This window comes from Acinetobacter courvalinii, assembly GCF_014635545.1.
In the GTDB taxonomy this organism is placed as follows: domain Bacteria; phylum Pseudomonadota; class Gammaproteobacteria; order Pseudomonadales; family Moraxellaceae; genus Acinetobacter; species Acinetobacter courvalinii.
In genome coordinates, this window is the sequence record NZ_BMDA01000003.1 from 190,997 (window position 1) to 209,120 (window position 18,124).

Annotated in this window: 20 protein-coding genes; 11 read left to right on the forward strand and 9 right to left on the reverse strand. The window is 41.0% G+C overall.

Annotation, left to right across the window (positions count from 1 at the left end):
* Positions 1-90: 90 nt before the first annotated feature.
* The 3 genes from typA (at position 91) to IEV39_RS13090 (ending at position 3,062) form a co-directional block, all read left to right on the forward strand.
* A complete protein-coding gene (typA, locus tag IEV39_RS13080) occupies positions 91-1,926 on the forward strand; it encodes a translational GTPase TypA (protein WP_005288850.1) in 1,836 nt (611 codons plus the stop codon).
* A gap of 243 nt (positions 1,927-2,169) precedes the next feature.
* A complete protein-coding gene (gene mscL / locus IEV39_RS13085) occupies positions 2,170-2,601 on the forward strand; it encodes a large conductance mechanosensitive channel protein MscL (RefSeq protein ID WP_005226947.1) in 432 nt (143 codons plus the stop codon).
* A gap of 119 nt (positions 2,602-2,720) precedes the next feature.
* On the forward strand, positions 2,721-3,062 hold the full coding sequence (locus IEV39_RS13090) for a gamma-glutamylcyclotransferase family protein (RefSeq protein WP_005288846.1): 342 nt from the start codon (positions 2,721-2,723) through the stop codon (positions 3,060-3,062).
* Positions 3,063-3,098: 36 nt separating this feature from the next.
* Here the strand turns inward: IEV39_RS13090 and IEV39_RS18530 are convergent, their stop codons facing one another.
* Both IEV39_RS18530 and mutM read right to left on the reverse strand, forming a co-directional pair.
* Positions 3,099-3,389: a peptidylprolyl isomerase gene (locus tag IEV39_RS18530; protein ID WP_005288843.1), complete on the reverse strand. Its 291-nt coding sequence runs from the start codon at positions 3,387-3,389 to the stop codon at positions 3,099-3,101.
* A gap of 33 nt (positions 3,390-3,422) precedes the next feature.
* A complete protein-coding gene (mutM, locus tag IEV39_RS13095) occupies positions 3,423-4,244 on the reverse strand; it encodes a bifunctional DNA-formamidopyrimidine glycosylase/DNA-(apurinic or apyrimidinic site) lyase (protein ID WP_005288841.1) in 822 nt (273 codons plus the stop codon).
* Between the two features lie 76 nt (positions 4,245-4,320).
* Between mutM and IEV39_RS13100 the strand changes: the two genes are divergently transcribed.
* Together IEV39_RS13100 and IEV39_RS13105 are read left to right on the forward strand one after the other, a co-directional pair.
* On the forward strand, positions 4,321-4,887 hold the full coding sequence (locus IEV39_RS13100) for a DNA-3-methyladenine glycosylase (RefSeq protein ID WP_005288838.1): 567 nt from the start codon (positions 4,321-4,323) through the stop codon (positions 4,885-4,887).
* 133 nt (positions 4,888-5,020) lie between these two features.
* A complete protein-coding gene (locus IEV39_RS13105; protein WP_005288835.1) occupies positions 5,021-7,189 on the forward strand; it encodes a TonB-dependent receptor domain-containing protein in 2,169 nt (722 codons plus the stop codon).
* Positions 7,190-7,233: 44 nt separating this feature from the next.
* On the opposite strand, the gene IEV39_RS13110 is transcribed toward IEV39_RS13105, so the two are convergent.
* From IEV39_RS13110 to ygfZ, 5 genes are all read right to left on the reverse strand, one after another.
* A complete protein-coding gene (locus IEV39_RS13110) occupies positions 7,234-8,046 on the reverse strand; it encodes a tetratricopeptide repeat protein (protein ID WP_005288831.1) in 813 nt (270 codons plus the stop codon).
* A 253-nt stretch (positions 8,047-8,299) separates the two neighbouring features.
* Positions 8,300-9,022, reverse strand: coding sequence for a DsbC family protein (locus tag IEV39_RS13115; protein WP_005288828.1), 723 nt, complete (start codon positions 9,020-9,022; stop codon positions 8,300-8,302).
* An 83-nt stretch (positions 9,023-9,105) separates the two neighbouring features.
* Complete coding sequence (locus IEV39_RS13120) at positions 9,106-9,426, reverse strand: low molecular weight protein tyrosine phosphatase family protein (RefSeq protein ID WP_005288825.1); 321 nt, start codon at positions 9,424-9,426, stop codon at positions 9,106-9,108.
* A gap of 12 nt (positions 9,427-9,438) precedes the next feature.
* The gene (locus IEV39_RS13125; RefSeq protein WP_005288823.1) at positions 9,439-10,173 is read right to left on the reverse strand and encodes a DsbC family protein; all 735 of its coding nucleotides are present in this window, start codon (positions 10,171-10,173) and stop codon (positions 9,439-9,441) included.
* 129 nt (positions 10,174-10,302) lie between these two features.
* Positions 10,303-11,025, reverse strand: a complete 723-nt coding sequence (gene ygfZ / locus IEV39_RS13130) for a CAF17-like 4Fe-4S cluster assembly/insertion protein YgfZ (RefSeq protein WP_005288821.1) — start codon at positions 11,023-11,025, stop codon at positions 10,303-10,305.
* A gap of 181 nt (positions 11,026-11,206) precedes the next feature.
* On the opposite strand from ygfZ, the gene IEV39_RS13135 reads away from it, so the two are divergent.
* The 6 genes from IEV39_RS13135 to IEV39_RS13160 all read left to right on the forward strand — a co-directional run bounded on the left by IEV39_RS13135 (position 11,207) and on the right by IEV39_RS13160 (position 15,324).
* A complete protein-coding gene (locus IEV39_RS13135; RefSeq protein WP_171067904.1) occupies positions 11,207-11,659 on the forward strand; it encodes an SRPBCC family protein in 453 nt (150 codons plus the stop codon).
* Between the two features lie 76 nt (positions 11,660-11,735).
* Positions 11,736-12,074 carry a DUF2004 domain-containing protein gene (locus IEV39_RS13140; RefSeq protein ID WP_005288817.1) on the forward strand — a complete coding sequence of 113 codons (339 nt, stop codon included), beginning with the start codon at positions 11,736-11,738 and terminating at the stop codon, positions 12,072-12,074.
* A 24-nt stretch (positions 12,075-12,098) separates the two neighbouring features.
* Complete coding sequence (locus IEV39_RS13145) at positions 12,099-12,455, forward strand: DUF488 domain-containing protein (RefSeq protein WP_005288815.1); 357 nt, start codon at positions 12,099-12,101, stop codon at positions 12,453-12,455.
* A 52-nt stretch (positions 12,456-12,507) separates the two neighbouring features.
* A complete protein-coding gene (locus IEV39_RS13150) occupies positions 12,508-12,852 on the forward strand; it encodes a zinc ribbon domain-containing protein YjdM (RefSeq protein WP_005288813.1) in 345 nt (114 codons plus the stop codon).
* 305 nt (positions 12,853-13,157) lie between these two features.
* Positions 13,158-14,831 (forward strand): AMP-binding protein, encoded by a 1,674-nt coding sequence (locus IEV39_RS13155; RefSeq protein ID WP_032883293.1) that lies wholly within the window; start codon positions 13,158-13,160, stop codon positions 14,829-14,831.
* 157 nt (positions 14,832-14,988) lie between these two features.
* Positions 14,989-15,324, forward strand: coding sequence for a YegP family protein (locus IEV39_RS13160; protein WP_005288808.1), 336 nt, complete (start codon positions 14,989-14,991; stop codon positions 15,322-15,324).
* 56 nt (positions 15,325-15,380) lie between these two features.
* Here the strand turns inward: IEV39_RS13160 and IEV39_RS13165 are convergent, their stop codons facing one another.
* Entirely contained in the window at positions 15,381-17,096 is a 1,716-nt protein-coding gene (locus tag IEV39_RS13165) for a proline--tRNA ligase (RefSeq protein ID WP_005288805.1), read from the reverse strand.
* A gap of 215 nt (positions 17,097-17,311) precedes the next feature.
* A complete protein-coding gene (locus IEV39_RS13170) occupies positions 17,312-17,956 on the reverse strand; it encodes a hypothetical protein (RefSeq protein ID WP_005288802.1) in 645 nt (214 codons plus the stop codon).
* Between the last annotated feature and the right edge of the window lie 168 nt (positions 17,957-18,124).

Consider the following 18,124-nt stretch of genomic DNA (forward strand, 5'->3'; position numbering starts at 1 on the left):
AAAAAAAGTGCACTGTCAATAAACTGTCACTACTAAACTGTAGTATTTTTCTGTATAATTTGCCCTCAAATTTAAAGCGTATCGAATTACATGTCAGATATTAAAACTCTCCGTAACATTGCCATTATTGCGCACGTCGATCATGGTAAGACGACTCTAGTCGACAAACTTTTACAACAATCAGGTGCTCTTGGTGATCGCGCAGGCGAGATTGAACGTGTTATGGATTCTAACGCGCTTGAGTCTGAACGTGGTATTACCATTCTTGCAAAAAACACTGCAATCAAATGGTTAGATGCACGTACAAACACCGAATACCGCATTAACATCGTCGACACCCCGGGACACGCTGACTTCGGTGGTGAAGTGGAACGTGTAATGTCGATGGTTGACTGTGTATTGCTTCTTGTTGACTCACAAGAAGGTCCAATGCCACAAACGCGTTTCGTAACGCAAAAAGCGTTCGCGCGTGGTTTGAAACCAATCGTGATTATCAACAAAGTCGACAAGCCAAGCGCGCGTCCAGACTGGGTTATCGATCAAGTTTTTGATTTGTTTGATAACTTAGGCGGTACTGACGAGCAGTTAGACTTCCCGGTTGTGTATGCTTCTGGTCTTCGTGGTGTTGCAGGTCCTTCACCAGAAGAATTAGCAGAAGATATGACGCCGTTATTCCAAACGATTGTAGATGTCGTTGAACCACCAGCAGTTGATGTTGATGGTCCTTTCCAGATGCAGATTTCATCACTTGACTATAACAGTTTCGTAGGTGTTATCGGTGTTGGCCGTATCCAGCGTGGTTCAGTGAAATTAAATACACCTGTTACTGTTATCGATAAAGATGGCAATACACGTAACGGCCGTATCTTAAAAATCATGGGTTACCATGGTTTAGAGCGTGTTGATGTTGAATCGGCTTCAGCTGGTGACATTATCTGTATTACGGGTATTGATGCACTCAACATTTCTGACACGATTTGTGATCCTAAAAATGTTGAAGCATTACCAGCATTGTCTGTAGATGAACCGACTGTATCGATGACTTTCCAAGTAAACAACTCACCGTTTGCTGGTAAAGAAGGTAAGTTCGTCACTTCACGTAACATCCGTGAACGTCTTGACCGTGAATTGATTCATAACGTAGCACTTCGTGTTGAAGATACTGACAGCCCAGACCGTTTCAAGGTTTCAGGCCGTGGTGAACTTCACCTTTCAGTTTTAATTGAAAACATGCGTCGTGAAGGCTTCGAAATGGGCGTATCACGTCCACAAGTGATCATGAAAGAAATCGATGGCGAAAAACAAGAGCCATACGAAAACGTAACGTTTGACGTTGAAGAACAGCATCAAGGTTCTGTAATGGAACAAATGGGCTTCCGTAAAGGCGAAATGACCAATATGGAAGTTGACGGTAAAGGCCGTATCCGTATTGAAGCAACTGTACCTTCACGTGGCTTGATTGGTTTCCGTTCTGAATTCCTGACTATGACTTCAGGTACAGGGATCATGACCTCAAGCTTCTCGCACTACGGTCCGGCAAAAGCAGGTACTGTTGCGAAACGTCAAAATGGTGTGTTGATTTCTATGGTTCAAGGTACTTGCTTGGGCTATGCATTATTCACACTTCAAGACCGTGGTCGTTTATTCGCTAAGCCACAGTTAGAAGTGTATGAAGGTATGATCATTGGTATTAACTCGCGTTCTGACGATATGGTTGTAAATCCAACCAAAGCGAAGCAGTTAACTAACGTTCGTGCATCAGGTACTGATGAAGCTTTAACTTTAACCCCTGCAATGGAATATACGCTTGAACAAGCGCTTGAGTTCATTCAGGATGATGAGTTAGTTGAAGTAACTCCAAAATCGATTCGTATCCGTAAGCGTTACTTAACTGAAAACGAACGTAAGCGTAATCGTGATAAATAATTTTTCTTCACTGAAAAATGACAAAACCGCTAAATTTATTTAGCGGTTTTTTATTGCATAAATTCAAGGGGAAGGACATGCTTAAGGACATATTTTTATGAAAATAAAAAGTGTTGTTAAAGTGTGAAATAGCTTTCTTTTTTTGATAAAAATATTAAATTACCAACATTATTGGAATAACTGCGTCTGTGTAATAAACAATGCAAAAACAGGCTGCGATCAAGTTCAACTCTGGAGAGTGATATGAGTATTATTAAAGAATTTAAAGAGTTTGCCATCAAAGGCAATATGATGGATTTAGCGATTGGTGTCATCATTGGTGGCGCTTTCGGTAAAATCATTGATTCATTGGTGAAAGATATCGTCATGCCAGTGATTTCATGGATCTTGGGCGGTGAAGTGGATTACACCAACTGGTTCCTGATTCTTGGGGATAATCCAACTAACATCACTACGCTCAAAGCGGCACAAGATGCTGGCTTGAATGTATTTGCCTATGGTAACTTCCTCACCATCTTGATTAACTTCCTGCTTTTAGCCTGGGTCGTGTTCTTGTTGGTGAAAGTCATGAACCGTATCCGTAAGCAGGAAGAAGCTGCGCCTGAGCCAGAGGCGATTCCTGAAGATGTGCAATTGTTACGTGAAATCCGTGATGAATTGAAAAAACAAGGCTGATCACTCAGCTGATGTAGAAAAACGGTATCCTTGATGCCGTTTTTTATTGTCTGTAAAAAGAGATGAGTAACTTGCACGATTTCATTTTAAGATGCTGTGCAGATTGAAGGGGAAAATTGATGAATCGATTATTTGTATACGGCACCTTATGCCCAAATCGCGAAAATGCACATATTCTGGGAGAGATTGGTGGAGACTGGCAACCTGCTACGGTAAATGGCACCATTCATATACTGGACTGGGGGCCTGATCAGGGGCTACCGGCAATTGTTTTAAATCCGCAGGATTCCCAAGTTGAAGGATATCTGTTTAGTACGGAAAAACTTGAGCAAAACTGGCAAATGCTGGATGAGTTTGAAGGCATGCAGTATGAGAGAGTACAGACTGAAGTCCAGCTGGCGACAGGTGAGCCAACCACCGCATGGACCTATGTCATGAAAGAGCGAGCAAAACCTGAATAAAGGATGAGCTTACCATGGGGTTTAAGCTCGATCTGCTTACCTTAAATTGCCCATCCGGAATTTAACTTCGACCAGATGAAAACCAAACTGGCTTTTTACCGGACCATGTAACACACGTTCTGCTGCGGTAAATACCAGTTTGTCGATGACAGGAACCAGCTGTCCTTTTCTGATTTCACCGAGCTCGCCCCCACGTTTGGCAGAGTTGCAGGTCGAATATTGCTTGGCAATTTTGGCAAAATCAGCACCCGACTGAATACGCTTTTTCAGCTGTTCAGCCATATCTTTATCTTTTACGAGAATATGTCGAACAATTGCAGTTTGCATGAGGTTGTTCTCCTTTAATAGCACTTAAATCATTTAGGCTTTGTTGCGTTTTAAAGGCTGGCATTGTGGGCAGAATACACTGGCACGTTGACCGAGCTTTAGATTTTCCAAGGTAGTCTCGCAATTGACGCACATTTCCCCAGCACGGCCATAGGCCAGTAAGGTTTGCTGGAAATAGCCGTTTTCACCCATCGCATTGGTGTAATCACGCAAAGTTGAACCACCTAATTCAATGGCTTGTTTTAAGATGCGTTTCACTTCAACCACCAGCTTTTCCACTTGTAGCTTGCTTAAAGTCGAAGCGGGTTGTGCCGGGTGCACACCAATGTTGAAAAGACTTTCTGTTGCATAAATATTGCCAACACCGACCACCACATGGTTATCCATTAAAGCAATTTTAATGCCGACATTTTTTTTACTCAGCTTTTCGCGCAAATAGGCAGCGTTAAAATCTTCACTGAGCGGCTCCGGTCCAAGCGGATCAATCAGCTTGCCCTGATGATGCTGATCAAGCCAGAGAATACAGCCGAAGCGACGTGGATCATGGTAGCGAAGCTGCTGATCTTCAAAATCGATGATCAGATGATCATGCTTTCTCAATTCCTCATTCGGCTGGCATAGACGGAAACTGCCGGACATGCCCAGATGCCAAAGCATCTGGTCCTGTTCAAATTCGGCCAGAATATATTTAGAACGACGCTTAAGACCGACCAAACGTTGCCCAACCAGTTTGTCCAGATCATCTGGAATAGGCCAGCGTAAGCTCGGGTTCAAGACTTTAACTGCTTGAACGCGTTGCTCTAGAAGGGGGAGTAAACTGGTTTTGGTTGTTTCGACTTCGGGTAACTCAGGCATCGCCAACTCGCAGAATGAACAGATATACTGGATGAATCTAGTATAACGTGTGCTATGGATTATTTCAGAGATCACTATGTCAGATATTTTACCATTAAGCTGGTTTCAACGTGAAACCTCGGAAGTGGCCTATGGCTTAATTGGTTGCGTCTTGTGTAAGCGACAACCTGATGGCCAAGTCATCCGCTGTATCATTACTGAAACAGAAGCTTATTTGGGCGTTCGTGATAAGGCCTGTCATAGCTACAATGATAAACGGACAGCCCGCACAGAAGTGATGTATCGACCTGGTGGCACGATTTACGTCTATTTAATTTATGGCATGTATGAAATGCTCAATCTGATTACTCAGACCGAAGGCATCCCGGAAGGAGTGATGATTCGTTCTGCATTTTTAAAAGACGCTTCCACTAAAAAGCAATATCAGCTTTTGGCTGGACCAGGTAAATTGACGCGTTATTTAGGCATTGATCGAACCTTAAAAGGGCAATGCTTGGGGGAAGAGTCGGGCTTGTGGGTGGAAGCAGCAACGACACAACCGGAAGTGATATTAACGCCTCGTATAGGAATTGATTACGCCGAAGAAGCTAAAGACTGGCCTGAACGATATTGCTGGAAAGATCATCCTTCGTTGAGCCGATAACCTTACGGGTAGATCATTTTTTAGTAAATGATGCCGTATTTTCCAGATTTACCGTTCTCCGGATTGAATTCATAGTCCAAACCAGGCACTGCTTTTTGTTATCATAACTCCTATATAAATAAAGGAAATAAGCATGTCCTTATTACGTTTAAACCGACTTCATTACGGTATTTTGATGAGTATGGGCTGCATTTCTAGCCCGCTTGTTTGGGCCGAAGCGCTGGCTCAAGAGGTGACTGTATTACCGACCCTACGTGTCGAAGCAACACGTACCGATACCACCTATATGCAAACACCTGCCTCCATTTTTAGGGTCGATATGCCTAAAAACGATCAATCCGCTCAGGTTAATTTAACTGAAGTGGTTAAGGGCATTCCAAGTGTTCAGTTACGTAACCGGGAAAATTATGCACAAGATTTGCAGCTCTCGATGCGTGGTTTTGGTGCACGTTCAACCTTTGGTGTGCGCGGCATCCGCTTATATAGCGATGGCATTCCAGCAACCATGCCAGATGGACAGGGGCAAACTTCAAATATCGATTTAAGTAGCCTGAGTCATCTTGAGGTCTTAACCGGCCCATTTTCTTCTCTTTATGGAAACTCTTCTGGTGGGGCAATTTTAGCGACAACGCGAGAGGGACAGGGCAAAGATTCGATTGAGATGAGCTATGCAGGTGGTAGCCACAATAAAAATCGTGCAGGTCTCGTGTTACAGGGCGGTGCCAAAAACCAGAATGAACCAAGTTATATTGTCAGCTCTTCTTATTTTGATACCGATGGCTTTCGTGAGCATAGTAGTGCAGAAAAAGTTTTAAATAATGCGAAACTAACGTGGAACTTAGATGATGGTAGCAAAATTAATTGGATCACCAATTATGTAAAAATCCATGCAGATGATCCACAAGGTTTAAGCCGAGAGCAATGGCAGAAAAATCCTCGCCAAGTTAATGATGCTAAGAATACCTACAATGTTCGTAAAGACATTGAACAAACGCAAACGGGTGTGACTTGGTCTAAACCGATTAATGATCAGCATGAACTGTATGCGATGGCGTATTTCGGCAATCGTCAGGTGACTCAATATCAGTCAATTCCCCAATCCACACAAAAAAATCCTAATCACGCTGGTGGTGTGATTGATTTTGAACGTAATTATTACGGTGCTGATTTCCGCTGGACAGGGAAAGAACTATTGCCGAATACAAGCTTCAGCGCAGGACTTGCTGTTGATAGCATGGATGAAGATCGTAAAGGGTATGAGAACTTTACATTACTTAATGGTCAACCTTCTTATGGTGTAAAAGGTACATTGCGTCGCGATGAAGACAATACTTTGTGGAATGTCGATCCCTATTTACAAGCCTCTTGGCAGTTTTTACCGACTTGGCGTTTAGATACTGGTGTGCGTTATAGCAATGTACATTATAAATCTAAGGATCATTATTTAAGCAATGGCAATGATAGTGATAAAACGGATTACAACAAGGTTTTACCCTCAGCTGCTTTAAGTTGGCAGATTTTACCTGAGCTATTGGCCTATGCGAGTTATGCAAAAGGTTTTGAAACGCCAACATTTACTGAGATGGCCTATCAAGCTGATAAGAATAAATCTGGATTTAATTTTGCTTTAAAGCCATCTACCAGTGATAACTATGAAGTGGGTTTAAAATCGCAAAACTATTTAGGTGATTTTACTTTCGCTCTTTTTCAGTCTAAAACTAAAGATGATATTGTTTCTGCAGGCACCTCTAATGGTCGTTCGACGTTTAGAAATGCAGATAAAACGCTTCGTGAAGGTGTTGAGTTTACTTGGAATAAAAAGCTGTGGCGTGATTTAGCTGCAACAGCCAGTTATGCTTATCTCGATGCAACATTCGATGCTGATGTTCCAGTCAATCTTGATAAAGAAGGTAATGTACTCGCTGCAGCCATTCCATCAGGTAATGCAATTCCTGGGATTGCTAAAAATCAGGCTTTTATTAATATCGCTTGGCAGCCAGAGCAAGGTTTCTATGCAGGACTTGATGCCCAGTTTATGGATAAGGTCTATGTCAATGATATCAATAGTGATGCTGCTGCAAGCTATACCGTGGCATCGATCTATACGGGTTATGCATGGAAATATGCTGATTGGGGCATTAATGGCTTTGCGCGTGTAGATAACCTATTTGATAAAAACTATGCGGGTTCTGTCATTATTAATGATAGTAGTGGTAATCAAAATCCTAATAATGGTCGATATTATGAACCTGCTGATGGTCGTAACTGGAGCGCGGGAATTAAAGTAAGCAAGCAATTTTAAGGAGCGTACAGCAGCACTTGCATGGTGAAGTGCTGCTGCATAAATTATTTTTTAGGGGCTTGGGCGGGTGCGGCTTTTTTAGCAGCAATGGCCGCTTCAACCTGAGCCAGGGATTCTTTGGCATTCGGATAGTTTGCAGCAGCTAAACGAGAAAAAATATTTTTTGCCTGCTCCAGATCCTGACTAATAATATTGCCGTTAGCGAGCATGTTACCCAAAATCATGAGCGAAGGAGCATAATCCTTCTTGGCGAGATCTTTTAAGCTTTCAACGGCTTGTTGCTGCATGAAAGGATTTTTATTCTTCACACCAATTCCCAGGTCATACACTGCTTTTAAGTTTTTTGCCGGATAATAATCCTTTTTCAGTAAAGGTAATAATTTCTGAATAGCCAGTTGATCATATTCAGGTTTACCTTGTCTAAACAATATATCAGCAAATTCTACAGTTGCTTCATCTGAACCTTGGCTAGATGCCTTATTTAAATATTCTTTGTATTTCTGAGCATCTTTGCCTAGACCCAAATTACCTTTATGGTAGGCTTGAGCCAAGCGGAAACTGGCTGGTCCGTAGCCTTTACTGGATGCATCCTGATAATACTGTAGTGCCTTTTTCTCATCTTTTACTGTGCCTTGACCATGTTCTGTCATATAGCCGAGATTATGGACCGCTTGCGTGTTGCCGGTATTGGCTAGTCGTTGCATTTCCTGATAAGCAGCAGCATAGTCTTTAGCTTCATACAGTTGAGTTGCTTTGGTAAACAATGGGTCTGCTTTGGTGCTGGTCGCTTTATTGTCAGCGGCGAAGATTGTATGGCTTGCAAGGGTGACTAAACTCGCAATGAGCAATTTTTTCATCTTTATTTTTCCTTTCTCATGTTGATCTGCTTTCATCCTTTGCATAGCAGAACTCAATATGCTGTTGTCATCATAAAAGCTTGCGGCAAAATGTAAATAAGGAATTTGTATAAATCTTGGCAGGGGAAAAAGCGGGTTTTGATCTTTGTGTTTTTATAATTTATTTAAAATCAAATATGTATAATTAATATTTTAGAGAATGGCTTGCAACTCCTTGCTGGCAAAAGAGTCAACAAGCCTCCATGTTTTATCTTTATTTCTTCGTACTCGCTTCTTGTAAAAGCTGTTCAATCTGCTCAGCATTTTGTGGGCTACCTGAGAGTCTCATTCCGTTTTGCAGGAATAAAGTCGGTGTGCCATCAATCTGCAGCTTTTGTCCTAATGCCAGATTCTTCTGTATCGGTGTTTCACATTGGGTCGCACTTTTTGGGGCTTTACGGTGCAACATGTAATCTTCCCAAGCTTCATATTGATTTTTTGAGCACCAGATTTTATTGGCCACCGCTTCGGCTTGAGGATGTAATTTTTTTAGCGGGAACAGGAACAGATAGACGGTGACATTATCCACCGCAGTCATGTGTTGCTCGAGCTTTTGGCAGTAAGGACAATCCGGATCACTAAACACATAGAGTGTACGTTCGCCTTTACCTTTAACATATTTAATCGCCTGATCAAGCGGCAGTTGCTTGATATCAATCTTGCTTAACTCGGCTAAGCGGTCCTCGGTCAGATTCTTTTTGTTTTGAACATCCAATAAGTTACCGAAAAAAAGATATTTGGCTGTTTCATCGGTATAGATCATCTTACCCGCTGCATAAACCTCATAAATACCCGGTAACGGGGAGGGGCTAACTGATTTGACAGCAATCTCGGGATAATTTTTTTTGAAGTTTTGCTCGAGGGTTTTACTGTCTGCATGGATTGTTTGCAAACCAATCAGACCCAAGGTGAGTGCTGAAAGCAGTGTCTTGATCATTATTTTCATTAGAAATCAGTCGAGTTAAGGATAGATGAACAATAACGCTCATTTCTATTTTCGACAAGAACGGGATTTCAACTTTATTTTAAATAGGGCAGCAGTGCGAATTGTAGCAACTCAATCAGCTCTGGGTCCATATAGTGATAATCATCAGGGATATCAAGCACAAAGACTTTTTTATGTTGTAGTTGTTTTGAGAACTTTTCTTTAATTTGTTGCTTATGTCTGGATTCCATCACAAAAATTTGATCCGCCCAAGCAATATCTCTAACTGAAATAGTATGTTTAGCGTGGCGGCTGGTTCCTGCTGAACGGGTATGTAGACCATACCCTTGAGCGAAAATACGTTCAGCTGTTGGACTGCGCCATTGATTACGACTGCAAATAAAGAGGGTGTTCAAATAAGTACCTAATTAATGATCAGTATTATTAATAAAGTTTTCTATACCTTCTCGTTCGGGAACCCCGACAATTCTATGTCCTTGTGAATTAAATATTGTCGGGGTTAGATTAATTCGATATTTTTTTGTAATTTCCATATTCTGGTCTATGGGTTGATGACACGTATTTTCCCTTTTGTTTGGTTTGTCCCCATCTAATAAATATGCTTTCCATGCTTTAATAGAATCTTTCGAACACCAAATATTTTTCGATGTTTCAATTGCGGTGGGATGTAAATGAGTCAGTCCCATAGGGAACGTATAAATCGTTATATCGTTAACATCTTCAAGAACACCTTGTAATGCCTGACAAGCAGGGCAGTCGGGATCTGCAAAGACATATAAGATTCTTTTACCATTTCCTTTAACTTCTTTTAAGGCATTAGCTGTAGGAAGTTGCTTCGGATTGATTGCATAATGTTTTTGATAATTATAGTCGGCTATGTTCTGCATATTCTCAAGATCAATTACATCTCCATAAATTAAATATCGACCAGAAGCATCGATTAATACAGAGCCTCTAATATTTGAAAGCGTATATAGATTAGGAATAGGTGTCTTATCTATAAACTCTGGGTTTAGATGAGTTGGAAGAGTTTTGACCCTTTGATTAATTTGTTCAGTATTGGCAAAAATAGACTGGGACCCTAATAACATTGCTAATGTCATAATATAGAATGATCTAAATTTATACACAGATGTTTCCATAGAAATAATTAAAGTATGTATATTCGTTTTAGATAAATATATGTTGATTTTTAAAGATAATTTAATTTTCTTTATATAATTTGATTCATAATTTAAAAGCCCCCCTAGGAGGACTTTTATGTCACTTTATTATTGAGGTCTTGCCACATCACCATTCAATGCTTCAGGCAAGTCCAGAACAGTCACTCCAAGTTCTGTCAGTGCAGCAGGTTTGGCAATCACAAGTGCGAGATAGCCATCTTCAAATGCCACACTATTGACCACTTCAACATCTTTGTTCAGTTGGCTGGCTGGGGCTGGCACATCTGCTTGAGCCTGGATCAGGTGTAACCAGTGTTTTGGTTTTGCTTTAAACCAAAGACGCGCTACGATTTCCTGACCTAAGTAACAGCCTTTATCGAAATGTACGCCATCGCGTTGATGCAGGCGTAATTCTTGTGGCTGGAACAGGTGTTCGGTACTTTGCTGAATCCAGGCTTGTCCAGATTGAATCGCTTGAATTTTCCAGGTATTGATATCAGTTTCTGTTGAAGAAAACTCGGTTTGAATGCCATTGACTGTTGGGAAAACCGAACCTGTTTCTTCTAATTTCATTTTGGAAAAAGCACCAAACTTTTTAATATGCTTGGCAAATTCTTCGGCTTGGTCTTGCGTGGTCACTAACTCAAAACTTTCTGGATTTAATCGTTTAATCCATAGACCAAAATGAATACGTCCTTTTAAATCACAAATAGCAGTATAGCGACTTTCATTTTCTGGTATGCGTTCAACGTGAATGGTGACTTGGCCTTGTAGAAATTTTTGTGCATCTACACCATTTAAGCTAAAAGCAGTAAAAGCAAGTTGACTCATAGATCAATCCTAAGCTGCATTCTGATCACTAAAATATGGACTGTTATTTTGCGCCATTTTTCACAAAAAAGCAGCTTTATATTGTCGATAATCGTGCTCAAATGAAAGATCAGCGGCCTCGCATTTACCTGCCAAGTCGCTATGATAAATCGACCAAACACAATGAGCGTGATATGGGAGAATAATAATGACTGGAACAGTAAAACTACATCGAGTATTGAGTGCGCCCCCAGCGCGTGTTTTTAAAGCCTTTCTTGATCCGGATGCCTTGGTCAAATGGTTACCACCGCATGGATTTACCGCAAAAGTTCATCATCTCGATCCACAGGAGGGTGGAACGTATAAAATGTCCTTTACCAATTTTTCCACAGGACAAACGCATGGTTTTGGAGGCAAATATATTAACATTGTCCCGAATGAGCTACTGCGTTATACCGACAAATTCGACGATCCAAACTTACCCGGTGATATTCAGGTCACGATTGAGCTCAAAGCCGTTATGGTTGGCACAGAGGTGCATATTACCCAAGAGGGGATTCCTGATGTGATTCCTGTAGAAGCCTGTTATCTGGGCTGGCAAGAATCCTTGTATTTGTTAGGCCTGTTAGTTCAAGCGGAGATACCTGACGAATAAAGACTTTCGTTAAGTAAAATCGGTTGAGTGAGAAAAACAAAAAATATTGGATGAATAAATTAAATTGGGGAATCAAATGTCTGAACAAGCAATTGTTAAAGGACGAGAGCAGCTTGCGCGTGTTGCAATGCGGGCTGCTTTAGAAAATCAGCAGGCAGAAGAGAGTGTGGAGTTGTTTATCCAGCACCATCTTGAAGAAATTGAGCCAGAGTATTGGAAAAAATATTCTGGAAGCGCTGTACCTACACCGTTACAGGTGCTGGATTTATTGGTGTTGGCCGATTCATGGCAAAGTGATGAGATTGAAAGCCGTGAAATGCTGGATTTCACTTTACCCGATAAGATGACCCAGTATGTGATTTGCGTCAGCTTTGATGTGCAAGGTCAGGTAATTGATATTTCAATGGAAAGCTAAGCAGACTTCAAACAGGAGAAAAAAGTGCTGATTGCAATAAAACGTATTTATGATCCTGTTGCAGCAACTGACGGCCAGCGTGTGCTGGTTGATCGGTTGTGGCCACGCGGGATTTCAAAAGAGCGGGCACATCTGGACTTGTGGTTAAAAGAAATTGCACCGTCTACTGAGTTAAGAAAAGCGTTTTGTCATCAGGCCGAGCATTGGTTAAGTTTTCAGAAAGGTTATTATCAAGAGCTGGAAGGCAATCCACATGTGGAACAACTCAGGCAGATGGCTGAAAATCAACAGTTAACCCTGATTTATGCGGCTCAAGATCCTGAGTTAAATCATGCGCTGGTCTTAAAAAATTATTTGCTTGGCAAGGATATTCAGCCCTAAAATTTTGAAAAAGAGCCTCTATCCCGCATAATAGCCTTTTTGAGATTTTTTTATGTCTTTTCCAAATTGCCCACAATGCCAATCAGAATATACCTATCAAGATGGCGATTTATTGATTTGCCCGGAGTGCTCACATGAGTGGAAAGAAGGCGAGACACAGGCTGCTGAAGTACAAGACATTATTAAAGATGCAAATGGCAACGTGTTGGCTGATGGGGATAGCGTCACGGTTGTCAAAGATTTGAAAATCAAGGGCTCATCTTCTGTGGTTAAAGTTGGGACCAAAGTAAAAAGCATTCGTTTAGTGCCAGATGCAAGCGATGGTCATAATATTGATTGTAAAATTGATGGCGTTGGCGCAATGAAACTGAAGTCAGAGTTTGTGAAAAAAGTTTAATCAAATAACTTGGAAAGGAGCATGTAAATGCTCCTTTCTGCATTTAGCTTAAAGCTATTTTTATTTTATGAATATGTTTAGTGAAAGAATATTGAGCCCTTACCACTCAGAAAAAAGTATATATACTGGGCAAAACAATAAATATAGAGATCGGTGTTCAATTTAAAGTATTAAAAATTATCATAAGTTTCATGTGGCTATGCTTTGTGGTGTAGTTCACATTCTTTTACATAAGCAGCCACTTTATTTGAGTAGAAAAATTTATACTTTAATTTTTACTCAATAAATAGACTTTATAAATGAAAATTAATCGTCCTTGGCATAAGGAATACCAGAAATATAATATTTCTCATCAATTACAGTTACCCGCTCAACATGAATCTCTCCTTAAGATGCTTGAGCAATCTTTTCAGCAATACCGTCATGCTGCTGCTTTTATTTTTCACGATCAAATACTTTCTTATGCAGAACTGGATGAACTTAGCCTTCGATTTGCCAGTTATTTACAACAATTAAATTTGCCGAAGCAAACACGCATCGCAATCATGCTGCCTAATGTATTGCAATATCCAGTCATTGCATGTGCAATTCTTCGTTCAGGTTATATCGCAGTTAATGTCAATCCTCAGTACACTGCTCGTGAATTGCAATATCAATTAAATGATTCAGGCGCAGAAATACTGATTATGATTGATGCCGCGATTGCAACTTTTCAGGAAATTGAAATACAAACAAAAGTTAAAACGATTATTCAAACATCAATTTCAGATTTGTTGACTGAGGAAACATTAGCTAAATATCCACATTTAAAAGAAAACAAAGCGGATCAACCTGAATTTAAAGGACATACCTATTATTTCAAAAATATTATAAATGAGACCAGTTCACTTGATTATCAGCGACCTGAATTAGAGCTGAATGATATTGCTTTGCTTCAGTATACAGGCGGAACGACAGGGCTTTCTAAAGGTACAATCCTAACGCATGGAAATTTATTTATTAATACCTTGCAGATGGATGCTACTTTTTCTCCGAATCTAGTGCTATCAGCCCCAGGTGGCAGTAGCCGAATTTTATGTATTCTGCCTTTTTATCATATATTTGCATTTTCATTTAGTATTTTATACAGCTTATATTCTGGGCAAACCGTGGTGTTAATATTGAATCCACGAGAGATCAATTACATTCTCGAAACCTGGAATCGTTATTCGCCACATGTTTTTCCTGGTGTAAATACCATATTTAATACACTCGCAAATCAGCCTGCATTTAAAACTATCGACTTTTCTGAGTTTAAACTTGCGGTGAGCGGAGGAATGCCAACCTTACAGGCCACAGCCGAGCTATGGCAGCAGTTGACTGGCAATATTATTTGTGAGGTTTATGGTCTTTCAGAGACGGGTCCGTTGGCAACATTTAATCCCAAAGGTCAAACTACTTTCAGTGGGAAGGTGGGCATTCCTGTTCCTTTAACGGATGTGGTGATTATTGATGAGCAGGGCAATGAGTTGCCTTATGGGCAGGCGGGCGAGGTTGCCATACGCGGTCCTCAAGTGATGCAGGGATATTGGCAAAAAATGGAAGAAACCGCACAGGCGATGACTCAGAATCAGCTTTTTCGTTCTGGTGATATCGGAATCATGGATGAGCAGGGATATATTGAGCTGATTGATAGAAAAAAAGACATGATCGTGGTTTCTGGCTTTAATGTGTATCCAAGAGAAATTGAAGAGGTGATGGCCCAATATTCTAAAGTCCTTGAGGTGGCTGCCATTGGTATAAAAGATGAAAAATCGGGTGAAGTTCCCAAAGTCTTTATTGTCAGAAAAGACGAGTCCTTAACGGCTGATGAAATTTTAACTTATGCGAAAGCCAATTTGACTGCATATAAGTGTCCAAAATATATCGAATTTGTGAGTGAAATTCCGAAGTCAAATATTGGAAAAATATTACGCAGACATTTAAAAGAAAGTGAGTAGCACGAGGACTCAGTACTTTATAACTTAGCTTAATATGAAAACTAAGTTATAAAGTAAATTACCAAAATTGAACAAAATTTAATCTTCTTAAACGGCAATTGCTGATCTATATTGGATGAGATAACAATCAATACTAACTCCAAAAATAGAGGTCCTTATGGCAGGATGGTTCGAAGTAAGTCAAGCGAGTGATGGGCAATACCGTTTTACACTCAAGGCAGGAAATGGTGAGCCAGTTTTAAATAGTGAATTATACAAAACCAAAGCAGCGGCAATGAATGGCATTGCATCTGTTCAGAAAAATAGTCCCGATGATGGCCGTTATGAGCGTTTAACGTCGAAAAATGACAAACCTTATTTTAATTTAAAAGCGGCGAATCATCAGGTGATTGGGAGTAGCCAGCTGTATGCAAGTGAACAGTCACGTGACAAGGGCATTGAATCGGTCAAGAATAATGGCTCCTCTGAGACGGTAAAAGATTTAACCGTATAATTGAGCCATAAAAAAGCCGTTTAAATTAAACGGCTTTTTTACATCTGTTAGTCGGATTAACGGAGCAGTTTTGCCATTAATTCTTCTTTATTCAGATTGCTTGCTTCGGCATCGCGACGACCTTTGTATTCAAAAGTGCCTGCATCCAGACCTTTTTCACCAATCACGATACGATGTGGAATCCCCATCAATTCAAGATCAGAGAATTTCACGCCTGGACGTTCATTACGGTCATCCAGTAACACGTCGTAGCCTTGTGCTTGCAGTTCTGCATAAAGCGCTTCAGCTGCTTCGAGGGTACGCGGTGACTTGTGTGCATTCATCGGTACGATTGCCACTTCAAACGGTGCAATCGCTTGTGGCCAGATAATGCCTTTGTCATCGAAGTTTTGTTCAATCGCCGCAGCCACTACACGTGTTACACCAATGCCATAACAACCCATGGTCACGGTTAATGGCTTACCATCTTCACCCAATACTTTACAGTTTAAGGCTTCTGAATATTTGGTGCCGAGCTGGAAGATATGACCGACTTCAATACCACGTTTGATCTGAAGTGTACCTTTACCATCTGGAGATGGATCGCCTTCAACTACATTACGTAAGTCAAATACTTCTGTGAATTTGGCATCACGATCCCAGTTGACACCGGTCGCATGTTTGTCCACTTCATTGGCACCGGCAACAAAATCAGCTAATACCGATGCGGCACGATCGACAATCACGGTTAAGCCTTTTTCAACCAGACCTTGTGGGCCACAGAAGCCAGCAGTCAAACCATGTTCTTGTAACTGTGCTTCAGTTGCAAAAGTTAAAGGTGCAGCAATTAACGGATGTTTTTCAGCTTTAATATCATTTAGCTCATGGTCACCGCGTAAGAACAGGGCAACCACAGGTGTATTGCCTTTTTCATCGGCTGGGCCTTGTACCAGTAGCGCTTTGACTGATTGCTTGGCATCTGCATTCAGGAACTGGCAAACATCTGCAATGGTTTTCTGATTGGGTGTGTCGACAAGCGTATAAGCTTGAGTCGCGGCAGCACGTTCGCCCACCAGAACCGCTTCAGCCATTTCAACATTGGCTGCATAATCAGATTCAGTCGAGAACGCGATATCATCTTCACCACTGGCTGCAAGTACATGGAACTCATGTGAAGCTGAACCACCAATTGAACCGGTATCTGCCTGTACTGGACGGAAATCCAGACCTAAGCGGGTAAAGATACGGCTGTAGGTGTCATACATCACGTCATAGGTTTCTTGCAATGACGCCTGATCGGTATGGAATGAATATGCATCTTTCATGATGAATTCACGCGAGCGCATCACCCCGAAACGTGGACGAATTTCGTCACGGAATTTGGTTTGGATCTGATAGAAATTCAGCGGCAATTGCTTATAACTTTTCAGCTCATTACGGGCTAAATCGGTAATCACTTCTTCGTGGGTTGGACCCAGTACGAACGGATTATCATGACGATCTTTAAAGCGTAATAATTCTGGGCCGTATTGTTCAAAACGGCCAGATTCTTCCCATAATGCCGCAGGTTGCGTCACTGGCATAAAGACTTCTAATGCACCTGAACGGTTCATCTCTTCACGCACAATGGCATCGACTTTCTTTAAAACACGCGTTCCCATGGGCAACCAAGAGTATAAGCCAGAAGCGAGTTTACGAATCATCCCCGCACGTAACATGAGCTGGTGTGAAATGACCTCAGCATCATTTGGGGTTTCTCTTAACGTTGCAAATAAAAAGCGGCTTGCGCGCATGGAAACTGTCCTAAAGTTAAGTGTTATTTAAAAGATGCTACAACAAGGAGCAAAAATAATCGGCTCACTTTGAGCTGCTGGCATTATGACATGAATCATTCAATTTAGCGCAGTATAAAGCACTGCAATGTATGTAAATGTTGAAAATCTAGGGGTATTTAGCAGAGCAAAGGGAGAGGTTAAAGCTGTCATATGCGGCTTTTAAAGACTGATTTTTATTGTAATGCGTTTAAACGGGCGATGATATCGGCATATTCTGCCTCGGTTTTGTGGTAGGCATTGCGCAGGCTTTCCACGGTTTTTTTGACGTTCTCAATATTTTTGGAATTATTGTCCAGATTAATTTTTAACTGGGCTGGCAGCATTTCACCTTTACGATGGTAATCCATTTCCTGACGCTTGAAAGCGATTTTATCTTTTTGCAGTTGCTGTAATTGTTCTTGTTGATAATTGAGCTGTTTTTTTAGGTTTGCCAAAATCTGGTCACGTTTTGCCGTCGCAATTTGCGGGTTGCCATAGGCGCGTTTTAATCTTAAATCCTGTTCACGACGGCGGGCAACCGATTCACGTTGAGCCGACTGTTGTGCATCCGCAGCAGCATTATAAGGACGATTGCGCTTCATCACCTGCATATTGCGGTCCAGCGCTTCATACCCATAACGGATATGTTCAGGGGTGACCGAAGTGCTGACATTGGCTACGCCGTTCTTGTCGTAATAACGATACCAGGTGGCCTTGGAAGACTCTATTCCGGCAAAACAGGTGCTGGACACAAAGCATATAAAAAATGAGCAGATGTAAGTACGAGCAATCGTGCTAAAGTGACGAATGCGGAAACCGCACTTTAACGAACCAGTCATTACATTCCCCGAAAAAAAGTTAATTAAATCACTTATTTTTAAATAATAATCAGTTGTATATTAGTGCTAATTTAGACAATTAAAAATACTTATTCGGCAAAAAAATTAGGAATTTAATTAAAAGTGTGACCTGTTTAGGATTGTGTAGCGAAACTGATAGGTTGGTTC